9 protein-coding genes are annotated in these 13,351 nt (G+C 68.0%); 7 read left to right on the top strand and 2 right to left on the bottom strand.

The window, feature by feature from the left end; all coding sequences use genetic code 11:
* The first annotated feature begins 57 nt into the window (after nt 1–57).
* Nucleotides 58–2,817: a hypothetical protein gene (locus CFB35_RS35650; RefSeq protein ID WP_264160202.1), complete on the top strand. Its 2,760-nt coding sequence runs from the start codon at nt 58–60 to the stop codon at nt 2,815–2,817.
* A gap of 348 nt (nt 2,818–3,165) precedes the next feature.
* On the opposite strand, the gene CFB35_RS33165 is transcribed toward CFB35_RS35650, so the two are convergent.
* Nucleotides 3,166–4,179 (bottom strand): LacI family DNA-binding transcriptional regulator, encoded by a 1,014-nt coding sequence (locus CFB35_RS33165; protein ID WP_059577678.1) that lies wholly within the window; start codon nt 4,177–4,179, stop codon nt 3,166–3,168.
* Nucleotides 4,180–4,414: 235 nt separating this feature from the next.
* On the opposite strand from CFB35_RS33165, the gene CFB35_RS33160 reads away from it, so the two are divergent.
* The 6 genes from CFB35_RS33160 (at nt 4,415) to CFB35_RS33135 (ending at nt 12,035) form a co-directional block, all read left to right on the top strand.
* On the top strand, nt 4,415–5,569 hold the full coding sequence (locus tag CFB35_RS33160) for an ABC transporter ATP-binding protein (protein WP_059577680.1): 1,155 nt from the start codon (nt 4,415–4,417) through the stop codon (nt 5,567–5,569).
* Between the two features lie 63 nt (nt 5,570–5,632).
* Nucleotides 5,633–6,871, top strand: a complete 1,239-nt coding sequence (locus tag CFB35_RS33155) for an ABC transporter substrate-binding protein (protein WP_059577682.1) — start codon at nt 5,633–5,635, stop codon at nt 6,869–6,871.
* 82 nt (nt 6,872–6,953) lie between these two features.
* On the top strand, nt 6,954–7,871 hold the full coding sequence (locus tag CFB35_RS33150; protein ID WP_059577685.1) for a carbohydrate ABC transporter permease: 918 nt from the start codon (nt 6,954–6,956) through the stop codon (nt 7,869–7,871).
* A 9-nt stretch (nt 7,872–7,880) separates the two neighbouring features.
* Complete coding sequence (locus CFB35_RS33145; RefSeq protein ID WP_059577686.1) at nt 7,881–8,732, top strand: carbohydrate ABC transporter permease; 852 nt, start codon at nt 7,881–7,883, stop codon at nt 8,730–8,732.
* 32 nt (nt 8,733–8,764) lie between these two features.
* Nucleotides 8,765–10,735, top strand: a complete 1,971-nt coding sequence (locus tag CFB35_RS33140; protein WP_059577690.1) for a beta-galactosidase — start codon at nt 8,765–8,767, stop codon at nt 10,733–10,735.
* Nucleotides 10,736–10,739: 4 nt separating this feature from the next.
* Nucleotides 10,740–12,035 carry a sugar efflux transporter gene (locus CFB35_RS33135; protein WP_059577692.1) on the top strand — a complete coding sequence of 432 codons (1,296 nt, stop codon included), beginning with the start codon at nt 10,740–10,742 and terminating at the stop codon, nt 12,033–12,035.
* Nucleotides 12,036–12,078: 43 nt separating this feature from the next.
* On the opposite strand, the gene CFB35_RS33130 is transcribed toward CFB35_RS33135, so the two are convergent.
* The gene (locus CFB35_RS33130; RefSeq protein WP_059578019.1) at nt 12,079–13,242 is read right to left on the bottom strand and encodes an arabinogalactan endo-1,4-beta-galactosidase; all 1,164 of its coding nucleotides are present in this window, start codon (nt 13,240–13,242) and stop codon (nt 12,079–12,081) included.
* Nucleotides 13,243–13,351: the final 109 nt, after the last annotated feature.

Raw genomic sequence — 13,351 nt, 5'->3', positions numbered from 1 at the left:
GTTTGTCGATGGTTCGATGATGGTGGGTTTTCAGATTCGCATTACAGAAGTTTCGTGATGCGAATCACTTTTCAAGAAGTACGTCACGTGGTGTCTGGTATCCCGTTGTATCAGCCTGTTTTAACTTGTTTCAACGCCTTGCCGTATCGGGCAATCCGCGAACGATTCGCGCCGCCTTCGGGCGACGGGGTCCATGCGTCATCGCTCGAGCTGTTCCGCGGTTTTCCAACCGAAATGAGGTTATTCATGAAAACGAAAACGAATGTGAAACTGACAGGCATCGCCTTGTCGGTCGCGGCTTTGTTCAGCCTGGCCGCCACGGCGTCTCAGGCGGGGGTGCTGGCTTCTCCGCTGGGAAGTGTCAGCAAATCCGACGGCCTCATCGTCGGAGGCGGATTGCCCGCGCCCGGGGAACTCGTCGGTACCGTGACGGGATGGGGGAACGGAGTGGTGACGGTCGGCAACCCGAATGCAGGCGGTATCTCGATCGGGCTGGCGGGGACCGGGACGGGAAGCGCGACCATCGATATCGGTAGCGGATTGCTCGAGCCGGTCGCCGGGGTGGCCGGTACGGTGACGGGGCCGTTGGGCGGTGTCGGTAATCCGACCGGTGGGCTTGGTGGTGTGGTTGGCACGGTAACCGGCGCACTGGGCGGCATCGGTGGCGGCGGGACCGGTGGTCTCGGCGGCATTGTCGGCACGGTGGGCAACGCGGCAAGCGGCGCAGTCGGTACGGTGACGGGCGCCTTGGGCGGCGTTGGCAATCCGACTGGCGGGCTTGGTGGCGTAGTTGGTACGGTAACCGGTGCGCTCGGTGGTCTTGGCGGAAGTGGCGGTGCGACGGGTGGGCTTGGCGGTCTCGTCGGGACCGTGGCGAACACGGCAACAGGTGCAGTCGGAACGCTGACTGGCGCACTGGGTGGTATCGGTGGTGGCGGGACCGGCGGTCTCGGCGGCATTGTCGGGACGGTGGGCAACGCGGCAAGCGGCGCAGTCGGTACGGTGACGGGCGCCTTGGGCGGCGTTGGCAATCCGACTGGCGGGCTTGGTGGCGTCGTTGGTACGGTAACCGGCGCACTGGGTGGCATCGGTGGCGGCGGGACCGGCGGTCTCGGCGGCATTGTCGGGACGGTGGGCAACGCGGCAAGCGGCGCAATCGGTACGGTGACGGGCGCCTTGGGTGGTGTCGGTAATCCGACCGGTGGGCTTGGTGGTGTAGTTGGCACGGTAACCGGCGCACTGGGCGGCGTCGGTGGTGGCAACCCGACGGGTGGTCTTGGCGGCGTCGTCGGAACGGTAGCGAACACGGCAACAGGCGCAGTCGGAACGCTGACTGGCGCACTGGGTGGTGTCGGTGGCGGCGGGGCCGGCGGTCTCGGCGGCGTTGTCGGGACGGTGGGCAATGCGGCAAGCGGCGCAGTGGGTACGGTGACGGGCGCCTTGGGTGGTGTCGGTAATCCGACCGGTGGGCTTGGTGGCGTCGTTGGTACGGTAACCGGCGCACTGGGTGGCATCGGTGGTGGCAACCCGACGGGTGGTCTTGGCGGCGTCGTCGGAACGGTAGCGAACACGGCAACAGGCGCAGTCGGAACGCTGACTGGCGCACTGGGTGGTGTCGGTGGCGGCGGGACCGGCGGTTTCGGCGGCATTGTCGGCACGGTGGGCAACGCGGCAAGCGGCGCAATCGGTACGGTGACGGGCGCCTTGGGCGGCGTTGGCAATCCGACGGGCGGGCTTGGCGGCGTCATCGGAACGGTAGCGAACACGGCAACAGGTGCAGTCGGAACGCTGACTGGCGCGCTGGGTGGTGTCGGCGGTGGCGGGGCCAGCGGTCTCGGCGGCGTTGTCGGAACGGTGGGCAATGCGGCAAGCGGCGCAGTCGGTACGGTGACGGGCGCCTTGGGTGGTGTTGGCAATCCGACCGGTGGTCTCGGTGGCGTTGTTGGCACGGTAGCGAACACGGCAACGGGTGCAGTCGGAACGCTGACTGGTGCCCTGGGCCGTGCCGGCGGCGCGACCGGTGGCCTCGGTGGTGTCGGCGGCGTCGTTGGCACGGTCGGCAACACGGCAACCGGCGCAGTGGGAACGTTGGCTGGCGCAGTGGGCGGTGCCGGCGGCGCGACCAGCGGTCTCGGCAGCATCGTGGGCACGGTCGCCAATGCCGGCACTGGCGTCGTCAACGCCGTCACCGGTGTCGCAGGCAACGGCGGCGCGCTGATCACGCCGATCACGAGCATTGTCGGCAATCTCGGCGGCTCGCTGCCGATCGGCGCAGCCACCGGTGCAATCGGCGCAACGTCCGGCGCGATAACCGGCATCGCCGGCAGCGGCACGGCGGCCATCACACCGATCGCCTCGACCGTCACGTCGCTGATCGGATCCGCCACCGGCGGCGCCGGCAACGTCGTCGGCTCGGGAACCGGCGTCCTCTCCGGCGCAACCGGTGCGACGGGATCGCTCGCGACGGTCACCACCGGCCTGGCAGGCTCGCTCGCGCACACCGTGACCGGCACCGCCGGCGCGGTCGCCGGAACGCTTCCGGCACTCAGTGTCGCGCTCAACGGCGGCACGGCAGCCGGTGCGGTCGGCGGGGTGACGAACGCCGCCGGGGCGCTCATCTCCGGCGGTGCGACGATCGCCAACGCGGCGGTGCAATCGGTCGGTTCGGCCGTCGGTTCGGTGGCCGGCATCGTTCCCGCGCTGGCGGTTTCGCTGAACGGCAATTCCGCGCAAGGGGGTGGTAGCGCGTCGGGCGGTCTGCTGGCGCCCGTGACGTCGCTCGTCAGTTCGCTCACCGTCCCGGTGATCAAGAAGTAGTCGACGTCGATACCGCGGCCGCCGCATGCTCGGGCGGCCGCGAATCTTCACGCGTCACGCGCGTCGCCCACGACCCCGGCGGAACGACGAATCGTCTCGAATCGCGCGGCGTCGTTTCGGTGACGCGTCCTTTTGTGTTTCGGGGAACTGCGGCTTCGGATGCGGCCATCCCGCACTTCCCGATCTCTTCCCGTCCGCATCGGATTGCCGCGCGTCGAAGGTCGCGATGTGCCGCTTTCCGCCGTCGTCGTCGAATGAGAGAACGGAACCCGCGCGACCGACGCCACGTCGTTCATTCCCGACGCATACGCCGCACGCCGCATGCACAAGCGCGTGCGTATCGAACCGTCAGTCCGGCGCCGTCCCGGTCGATTCGCGCACGACGAGCTCGGGCGCGCCGATCGTATGCACGGCCACGGCCGGCTCGATCCCGTCGATCATGTCGAGCGTCAGCGCGATCGCCCGCGCGGCGATCTGCGCGGTCGGGAACCGCACCGTGGTCAGCGCGGGACGGAACTGGTGGGCGAGCTGGATATCGGTCATGCCGACGACCGACAGATCGGCCGGCACGCGCAGGCCGAGATCGGCGGCGGCCTGCATCGCGCCGATCGCCATCAGGTCGTTGGTCGCGAACAGCGCGGTGAGGCCAGGCTGCTCCCGCAGCAACGCGGCGGCCGCTTCGTAGCCGCCTTCGATCGAGTCGTGCGCCGATACGGTCGTCAGCGCATTCGCGGGGTGGCCGCGTGCCGCGAGTTCGTCGGCGAAACCGCGCAGCCGCACCGACTGCGGACCGCCCGACCCCTTGCCGACGAGCGCGCCGAACGCCCGATGTCGCAGCCCGGACAGATGCGCGGCCGCCAGCGCGCCCGCCGCCGCGAAATCGACGGTCACGCACGGCAGCGTACGCGACGCATGCACGTGTTCCCACATGCACAGCACGATCGATGCGCCGTGACGCGCGATGTCGGCGAGTTCGGCTTCGGCAAGATCGGTGTTCATCACGATCGCACCGGCCGCGAGCGTCCCCGCGATCCGCTCGAGGTAGTTGCGGGTGATCGCCGGATCGTCGTCGGTATTGGACACGAGCAGGTAATGGCCGCGCTTGCGCGCCTCGCGCTCGGCTGCCAGCACGAATTCCGGATAGAACGGATTCGTGATGTTCGACAGCATCAGCGCGAGCGTCGACGTGCGGCCCTCGGCGAGCGCGCGCGCGGTCAGGTTCGGCCGGTAGCCGAGTTCGCGGATCGCCGCCATCACGCGTTCGACGGTCGCCGGCTTCACCTTCTGCGGATTGCGCAGCACGTTCGAGACGGTCGCCGCCGTGACGTTCGCGCGCTGCGCGACTTGCGCGAGCGTCACCATACGCGGCCTCCGATCGGCCGGCTGGCGTGATGCAGCGGAAGTGAAGCGGGAGAGTGTCTGCTCATATTCTGGGAGTGCGTCCCACAAGTTGCACGGGGGCAGCCGATACGCTAATTTCTCGATACATCAGAGGAAGGAGACGACATGGTACGGCGAAGCGGGCGAATCGCGCCATCAAAATTTAAGCGTTTAAATTTTCCGATCCGATGCGTGTGATGGACGACAGGAGAGCGCGATGACCGCCATTTCAATGAAGGACGTCTCGAAGCGCTACGGCGACCATGCGCCGGTGCTGCGCGACGTGAACCTCGAGATCGCGTCGCACGAATTCTGCGTGTTTCTCGGTCCGTCGGGCTGCGGAAAATCCACGCTGTTGCGGATGATCGCCGGGCTCGAGGACGTGACCGAGGGCGAGCTGCGGATCGGCGGCGCACGGATGAACGACACACCGCCCGCGGCGCGCGGCGTCGCGATGGTGTTCCAGAGCTATGCGCTGTTTCCGCACATGACCGTGTTCGACAACATCGGTTTCGGGTTGCGGATCGCCGGCACGCCGAAGGACGAGATCCGCCGCCGCGTGACCGAGGCCGCGCGTGTGCTGCAGCTCGAAGCGCTGCTCGATCGCAAGCCGAAGGCGTTGTCCGGCGGGCAGCGGCAGCGCGTCGCGATCGGCCGTGCGATCGTGCGCGAACCGCGCGTGTTTCTGTTCGACGAGCCGCTGTCGAATCTCGACGCGACGCTGCGCGGCCAGACGCGGGTCGAAATCGCGCGGCTGCACGCGCGCTTCACGCAATCGAGTTCGGTCTACGTCACGCACGACCAGATCGAGGCGATGACGCTGGCCGACCGGATCGTGCTGCTGCATGCGGGCGACGACGTCGCGCGCTTCGGCAGCATCGCGCAGGCCGGTGCGCCGCTCGAGCTGTATCACCGGCCGGCCAACCGCTTCGTCGCGGGCTTCATCGGCTCGCCGCGGATGAACTTCCTGCCGGCAGTCGTCGACGCGGGCGAGGTGCACGGCTGCCGGCTGACGCTGGAAGGCACCGGCGAAACGCTGACGCTGCGCGATCGCGCGTTGCCGCGCCACGTCGGCCGCGGTGCGCGCGTGACGCTCGGGATTCGTCCCGAGCACCTGATGCTCGCCGGGTCCGGCGATGCCGGCTTGCCGTCGATCGTGCGCGACATCGCGCTCGTCGAGCAGCTCGGCGAAGCCGCATACGTGCATCTCGACCAGCCCGACGGTGTGCCGCTACTCGCTAAATTGCCGGGGCAGGCCGCGTTGCGGCGCGGCGAACGGCATGCGTTTCTCGTGCCGCCGTCGAGTTGCCATCTGTTCGACGAAGCCGGCATCGCGTTGCCGGCCCTTCACGCCGAAGCGGCGTTCGCGTAGCGGCGCCATGCCGACCGGCCGCGTGCGACGCGGCATTCAACACACCAATATCAGGAGACAACGATGAGATTTCGTGCGAGCCGACTGCTGCTTGCCCTGACGACTGCCGCGGCGTGCGCCGCGGGCGCGGCCGACGCGGGCACGTTGAAAGTGAACGTCGCCGCGCGCGGCAACCAGCGCGCGACGTGGCAGGCCGCGTTCGACCAGTTCCACAAGGCGAATCCGGATATCGACCTGAAGGTCAGCTACGTCGGCGAGGAGGCGTACAAGGTCCAGATGTCCGGCTGGCTCGCGACCGATCCGCCGGACGTGCTGAGCTGGAACAACGGCGAGCGGCTCGCGTATTTCGCAAAGCGTGGGCTGATCGAGGATCTGAGCGCGGACTGGCGGAAGAACGGCTGGAACGACACGTATGCGTCCGTCAAGCAGTCGTCGACCTACGGCGGCAAGCTCTACAGTTTGCCGCTCGGCTATGACGCGTACGGGCTGTTCTATCGCAAGGACCTGTTCGAGAAGGCCGGCATTCACGGCGAGCCGGCCGACTGGCCGCAGTTTCTCGACGCGTGCCGCAAGCTGAAGGCGGCCGGCATCGCGCCGATCGCGGTGGCCGCGCGCGATGCATGGACGCTCGCCGCGTGGTTCGACTACCTCGACCTGCGGATCAACGGCTATGCGTTCCACCAGAAGCTGATGGCCGGCGACGTCGCCTATACCGATCCGCGCGTGCGGGCCGTGTACGCAGCATGGAAGAAGCTGATCGACGACAAGTATTTCATCGACAACGCATTGTCCTACGACGTCGATTCGCTGAGCCCGTTGATCGTCAACGGTCAGGCCGCGATGACGCTGATGGGCACCTGGTATTCGGCAGGACTGCTGAGCGCGACGCGCAACCCGATCAGCTTCTTCCGCTTTCCGGTGATCGACGCGTCGGTGCCGCTTGCCGAGGACGGCCCGGTCAACGTGCTGATCGTGCCGGCGAAAGCGCACAACAAGGCCGATGCGCGACGCTTCCTCGCGTTCATGGGGCAGCCGGCGGTCAGCGGCGAGTTCGCGAAGGGGATGGGGCAACTGCCGTCGAACAACAAGGCGCCGGAGCCGCAGGACCCGATCTCGAAGATCGGATTCCATACGCTCGCGACGACGCCGGGCGGCATCGCGCAGTTCTACGATCGCGACATGACGAAGGAAATGGCGGACGAGGGGATGAAGGCGATGCAGCAGTTCCTGTCCGATCCGACGCAGCTCGATGCGATCCTGCAGCGCCTCGAGCAGACCCGCAAGCGCATCTACCGGAAGTAATGCGCCGCGCGGCCGGGCCGGCGAGGATGTCGGCCCGGTGCTGCGTCGTCACCGTCACGTTCGTTTCATCGAAGGTCATCTCATGTCAACCAGCCTGTCCGAAAGCGCCGCGCGCCGCGATGCCGGCCCACGGCGGCCTGCGCGCGCGTCGCTCGCGCGGCGGCGCAATCGCGCGGCCCTGTGGTTCGTGCTGCCGGGTTTCGCGCTCTTCACCGTGTTCGTGCTGTACCCGATCGTCAGCAGCATCTGGCTGAGCTTCCATCAGTGGGACGGGATGACGCCGATGACGTTCGCCGGGCTCGACAACTATCGCGAGCTGCTGCAGTCCGATACGTTCACCGTCGCGCTGAAGAACAACGTGTTGTGGCTCGCGCTGTTCCTCGCCGCGCCGCCGCTGGGCCTCGCGCTCGCGCTGTACCTGAACCAGAACGTGTTCGGCATCCGGCTCGTGAAGTCGCTGTTCTTCGCGCCGTTCGTGCTGCCGGGCGTCGTCGTCGGCCTCGTGTTCTCGTGGTTCTACGACCCGACGTTCGGGCTGCTGAAGCTGATCGTCGGGCACGGGATTCCGGTGCTCGGCGATCCGCGCTATGCGACCTACGGTGTGATCGTCGCCGCGCTGTGGCCGCAGATCCCGTTCTGCATGATCCTGTACCTGACCGGGCTCACCGGCATCAACGGCGAGATCGTCGAAGCGGCGCGGATGGAAGGCGCGCGCGGCTTCACGCTGCTGTGGCACGTGATCCTGCCGCAACTGCGGCCCGCGACGTTCATGGCGGTCGTGCTGACCGTGATCGGCGCGCTGCGCAGCTTCGACCTGATCTCGGTGATGACGGGCGGCGGCCCGTTCGACAGCTCGACCGTGCTCGCGTACTTCATGGTCGACCAGGCGATCAAGTACTACCGCGAAGGCTATTCGGCCGCGATCGCCGTCGTGCTGTTCGCGATCATGCTCGTCTATATCGTGTGGCAGCTGCGCAAGCTGGTGCGCGTCGAATCGTAAGGATCGCAAATGTATCCGATGCCCGTGTCCCGCTGGGGACGTCCCGCCCGCCTGCTGTACCGGCTGTCGCTGCCGTGTGCGCTCGCGCTGTGGCTCGTGCCGCTGCTCGCGGTGCTCGTCACGTCGATCCGCTCGACCGACGAGATCATGGCAGGTCATTACTGGAGCTGGCCGAAGCAGTTCGCGCTCGTCGACAACTACGGCGCCGCGCTCACGCAGACGCCGATGCTCCACTACTTCGCGAACAGCCTCCTGATCACGGTGCCGTCGGTCGCCGCGTCGATCCTGCTCGCGTCGCTCGCCGGGCACGCGCTCGCGAACTACCGGTTCCGCGGCAATCTCGTGCTGCTTGGGCTGTTCGTCGCCGGCAACTTCGTGCCGATCCAGATCCTGATGATCCCGGTGCGGCAGATCATGCTCGCCGTCGGCCTGTACAACACCGTATGGGCGCTCGTGCTGTTCCACACCGCGTTCCAGACCGGCTTCTGCACGCTGTTCCTGCGCAACTTCATCCGCGAGCTGCCGTTCGAGCTGATCGAGGCCGCGCGCGTCGAGGGCGCGTCCGAGTGGGCGATCTACTGGCGCGTCGTGCTGCCGCTCGTGCGGCCCGCGCTCGCGGCGCTCGCGATCCTCGTGTTCACGTTCGTGTGGAACGACTACTTCTGGGCACTGTGCCTCACGCAAGGCGACGACGCGGCGCCGATCACCGTCGGCGTCGCCGCGCTCAAAGGGCAGTGGACGACCGCCTGGAACATCGTGTCGGCAGGCTCCGTGCTCGCCGCGCTACCGTCGGTGCTGATGTTCTTCGCGATGCAGAAGCACTTCGTCGCAGGGCTCACGTTCGGCGCGACCAAGGGCTGACCCGTCCATCCTCTTTCTCCAAGGAATCCACGATGCACCTCGGCGTTTGCTACTACCCCGAACACTGGCCGCGCGAACAATGGGATCGCGATGCGCGGCGCATGGCCGAACTGGGCCTGACGCGCGTGCGGATCGCCGAATTCGCGTGGAGCCGGATGGAGCCGGAGCCCGGCCGCTACGACTGGGCATGGCTCGACGACGCGATCGACACGCTCGCACGCCAGCAGTTGAAGATCGTACTCGGCACGCCGACCGCCGCGCCGCCGAAGTGGCTCGTCGATCGTCATCCGGAGATTCTGCCGGTGGGTGTCGATGGCGCGGTGTGGCAGTTCGGCTCGCGTCGCCATTACGACATCGCGAGCCCCGTGTATCGCGAGCACTGCGTGCGCATTGCCGACGCGATGGCGCGGCGCTACGGCGTGCATCCGGCGGTGATCGCGTGGCAGACCGACAACGAACTCGGCTGTCACAACACGTTGCCGAGCTATACACAGGCGGCACTCCAGGGTTTCCGCACGTGGCTCGCCACGCGTTATGGCGATATCGACGCGCTGAACCGCGCGTGGGGCAACGTGTTCTGGAGCATGGAATATCGCGGCTTCGACGAGATCGAACTGCCGCGTCATACGCCGACCGACGCGAATCCCGCCCACCTGCTCGACTTCCGGCGCTATCAGTCCGACGAGGTCGCGCGGTTTCATGCCGCGCAGGTCGACGCGATCCGTCCGCATGCGCCGGGTCGCGACGTGCTGCATAACTTCATGGGTTTTTTCGCCGAGTTCGATCATTACGCGTTCGCACGCGGTGGCCTCGACGTCGCCGCGTGGGACAGCTATCCGGTGCCGCGCACCGAAGTGCTGCCGCTCGATGAAGCGGACAAGCAACGCTGGGCCCGCACCGGGCATCCGGACGTATCGGCGTTCTCGCACGACCTGTATCGCGGGGTCGGCAACGGCCGGATGTGGGTGATGGAGCAGCAGGCAGGGCCCGTCAACTGGGGGCCTTACAACCCGGTGCCGCACGCGGGCGCGGTGCGGCTGTGGACGTGGGAAGCGTTTGCGCACCGCGCGGAGCTCGTGTCGTATTTCCGGTGGCGGCAGTATCCGCATGCGCAGGAGCAACTGCATTCGGGACTCAACGCGCCGGACGACCGGCTGTCGCCGGGCGGTCACGAAGTGGCGCGCGTCGCACGCGAGATCGCCGCGCTGGATCCCGCGCTCGTCGCCGGCGAGCGTGACACGGCCCGCGTCGCGCTGCTGTTCGACTACGAGGCCGACTGGATGATCCGGATCCAGCCGCACGGCGCCGATTTCGACTATCAACAGCACGTGTTCGACTGGTATCGCGCGCTGCGCGAGCTGGGCCTCGACGTCGATATCGTCGCGGCTGGCGCCGACGTGTCGCGTTATGCGTTCGTCGTCGCGCCGACGCTGCCGGTCGTCACGGATCGCATCGTCGAGCAGGCCGCGAGCGGACACGCCCACTGGCTGTTCGGGCCGCGCACGGGTTCGCGCACCGCGGAATTCGCGATCGCGCCGGGTCTCGCACCCGGCAAGCTGCGCAACGTGCTACCGGTTCGGATTGGCCAGGTCGAGTCGCTGCGGCCGTCGCTCGCGCCGCGTGTGTCGTTCGACGGCGTCGATGGTCATGCGCTGAAATGGCGCGATCACGTCGATATGGACGCGGCGCCGGGCGTCGACGTACTGGCCGCATGCGACGACGGTGTGCCGGCGCTCGTGCGGCGCGCTCACGTGACGATGGCGACTGCCTGTTTCGATCGGACGCTGTTGCGCGCGATCGTTGCCCGCTGCGCACGCGATGCGGGGTTGCAAGCGTACGCGCTGCCGGACGGTGTGCGGTTGCGTCGACGCGGGCGCGTCACGTTCGCGTTCAACTACGGTGACACGCCATGCATGCTGCCCGCGCCGGGCGGTGCGCGCTTCGTGCTCGGCAGCCGCGACCTCGGCGCGGTCGACGTGGCCGCCTGGGTCGAGCCGGACTGACGCGATGCAGTCGTTGCGGTCGCCGCGGTTGCATTTCGCGCGCCTTGCGGGAATCGCGTACTTCGTGCCGCTTTCCGCGGCGGCGCTGATGCTCGGCGTCGCGATGTCGTTCACCGCGCCGTACCTGTCGCTGTTCGGCGTCGAGGCGGCGGGGATGTCGCCGTTTCTGGCCGGCGTCTTCCTGACGATGATCGCGGCGAGCGGCGTCGTCGCGAGCACGTGGGCCGGACGCTGGTCCGACCGTCGCGACCGGCACCGGCCGCTGCTCGTGGTGTCGCTCGCGGCTGCCGCGCTCGGCTTTGCGCTGCTGTGCGTGCTGCGCGCGCATGGGCCGGTGATCGCCGCCGGCACGATCCTGCTCGGCGCGGGCGCCGTGTCGCTGTCGCAGATCTTCTCGTTCGCACGCGCGGTGCTGCCCGTCGCCGACGATGCACAGCGCGAGCTTGCATCGGCCGCGCTGCGCACGATGCTGTCGATCGCGTGGGTGTTCGGTCCCGCGCTCGGTGCGCTGATGCTCGCGCAGACGGGTTTTACCGGACTCTTTCTTGCGGCTTCCGCGGGCTTCGTCGCATGCGCGGCGATCGTCGCACGGATTCCGGAGCCGGCGCGGCGGCCCGCGGCCGTGCACGTGCGGGCAATGGATCGCGCCGGGCCACCGCGTGACGATGCGCGTGCGGCGATGGCCGTCGCGCCGCGCGCCAGCGTGCTGCGCACCCTCGTCGCGCTCACGCTGATCGGGCTCGCGGCGAACGCGACGATGATCGTGCTGCCGCTCTATATCGTGCGCGCGCTCGGCGGCACGCCGGCGAACGTGTCGGCCGCGCTCGGGCTGGCCGCGCTGCTCGAGATTCCGATGATGCTGTGGCTCGGCATGCGCTCGACGCGCCTCGACAAGGCGCGCTGGCTGACCGCGTGCGCGCTCGTGCATGCCGCATATTTCATCGGGCTCGCGGCGGTGACGCGCGCGAACCTGATCCTGCCGCTGCAACTGCTGAGCGCATGCGTGGTCGCGATCACGTCGTGTCTCGGGATGACGCGCGTGTGCGACCTGATGCCCACGCGCCCCGGCACCGCGACCGCGATGTTCTTCAGCACGGCGCGGGTCGGCTCGATCGCATCGGGGGTGCTGTCGGGCGCGTGCGTCGATCTGTTTGGCTATCGCGCGACGTTCGCCGGATGCTGCGGGCTCGCGCTCGTGGCGTGCGCGCTGCTCGCCGTGGATGCGTACGGCGAGCGGGGCGGCGCCGACGGTGAGAGCGGTACGGGCAGTGCGCGCCGCGGCTTCGATTCACCGCACTGACGCGGCATGCGCCGGTGCGGTGAAGCAGCGATGCCGTGACGCGTCAGCGCTGCCGGAATGCGTCGAGCGACGGCAGTGCGTGACCGTGGAAATCGAACAGCGTGTTGTTGTCCCATTGGTCGCCCGCACCGAGCTTCCAGCCGACACCCGGCGTCGGAATCCATTCCGGCTCCCACCAGAATACGCCCTTACCGCGATTGCCCGGCACGCCCTTCACGATATCGACGACCGCCGCGAGGAATTGCGCCTGGCCGGCCGGCGACGGCGGGAAGGTCGTCGACCCGGTGTTCGTCATCGCATTCGGCTCCGAATCGCCGTCGCTCGTGGTCCACGGATAGGCGGTCTCCACGACGATCAGTTCCTTGTCGTAACGCACCGCGAGATCGTTCGCGTTGTTGCGCAGATCGTCGAGCGCGCCTTGCCATTGCGGGTAGTACGACAGGCCGATCACGTCGAACGCGACGCCGCGCTGCGTCGCGCTGTCGAACCACCAGCGGCTCTTGCCGTTGTCGCCGCCGCTGTCGATGTGCAGCATCACCTTGATGCGGGGATCGACGGCCTTCACCGCGTCGTGGCCGGTTTTCAGCAACTGCGCGAGGTTGTCCCACTGGTCGTAGCGGCCGAGCGGCCACAGCATGCCGCCCGTGATCTCGTTGCCGATCTGCACCCACTCCGGGCGCACGCCGGCGCGTTGCAGCCGGCGCAGCACGTCGGTCGTGTACGCCGAGAGCAGCGCGCAGGTTTCGGTCAGGCTCTTGCCGGCCCATGCATGCGGCGGATACTGCTTGCCGGGGTCGGCCCACCAGTCGCTGTAGTGGAAGTCGATCAGGATGCGCATGCCGAGCGCGGCTGCGCGCTGCGCGAGCGCAACGGCGTGCGCGGCATTGTTGTAGCCCGCTGCAGCGCTCTGGTTCGCGGGGAAGAAATCCGGATTGCCGGGATCGTTCCAGACCTTGATCCGGATCGAGTCGACGCCGTGCGCGCGGAGAATCTTCAGGCAGTCGCGCGGCGCGCCGCCGCGGTCGAAGAAGGCCGCGCCATGCGCTTCGAGTTCCGGCAACGTCGAGATGTCGGCCCCCATCGCGAATGGGCTCGCCGCCGCACGGCGCGGGGCGGGTTGTGCGAAGGCGGGCAGCGGGCCAGCCAGGTCGAGGCACGCAAGCGCCGCGCTCGACATGCTCCAGCGCAGCATCGATCGTCTGTTCATCGTCATCCTCCGTGTGATGGACCCCGCCGGACGCGGGGTCGGCTTCTGGGTGTTTAAGCGCTTAAATTTTGACCCGCGATACGAGGTCGAATGGAGCGTAGCGCACCTG

Origin of the sequence: Burkholderia sp. AU16482, from assembly GCF_002223285.1 — a bacterium.
Taxonomy (GTDB): Bacteria; Pseudomonadota; Gammaproteobacteria; order Burkholderiales; family Burkholderiaceae; genus Burkholderia; species Burkholderia semiarida.
The sequence above is the reverse complement of the archived record's forward strand: the minus strand, read 5'-3'. Positions and strand labels throughout refer to the sequence as shown.

What these genes read in the sequence shown, in the direction of transcription:
- CFB35_RS33150 (WP_059577685.1), top strand. Translation starts at nt 6,954, where the DNA reads ATGTCAACCAGCCTGTCCGAAAGCGCCGCGCGCCGCGATGCCGGCCCA.
- CFB35_RS33160 (WP_059577680.1), top strand. Translation starts at nt 4,415, where the DNA reads ATGACCGCCATTTCAATGAAGGACGTCTCGAAGCGCTACGGCGACCAT.
- CFB35_RS33130 (WP_059578019.1), bottom strand. Translation starts at nt 13,242, where the DNA reads ATGAACAGACGATCGATGCTGCGCTGGAGCATGTCGAGCGCGGCGCTT.
- CFB35_RS33145 (WP_059577686.1), top strand. Translation starts at nt 7,881, where the DNA reads ATGTATCCGATGCCCGTGTCCCGCTGGGGACGTCCCGCCCGCCTGCTG.
- CFB35_RS33165 (WP_059577678.1), bottom strand. Translation starts at nt 4,179, where the DNA reads ATGGTGACGCTCGCGCAAGTCGCGCAGCGCGCGAACGTCACGGCGGCG.
- CFB35_RS33140 (WP_059577690.1), top strand. Translation starts at nt 8,765, where the DNA reads ATGCACCTCGGCGTTTGCTACTACCCCGAACACTGGCCGCGCGAACAA.
- CFB35_RS33135 (WP_059577692.1), top strand. Translation starts at nt 10,740, where the DNA reads ATGCAGTCGTTGCGGTCGCCGCGGTTGCATTTCGCGCGCCTTGCGGGA.
- CFB35_RS33155 (WP_059577682.1), top strand. Translation starts at nt 5,633, where the DNA reads ATGAGATTTCGTGCGAGCCGACTGCTGCTTGCCCTGACGACTGCCGCG.
- CFB35_RS35650 (WP_264160202.1), top strand. Translation starts at nt 58, where the DNA reads ATGCGAATCACTTTTCAAGAAGTACGTCACGTGGTGTCTGGTATCCCG.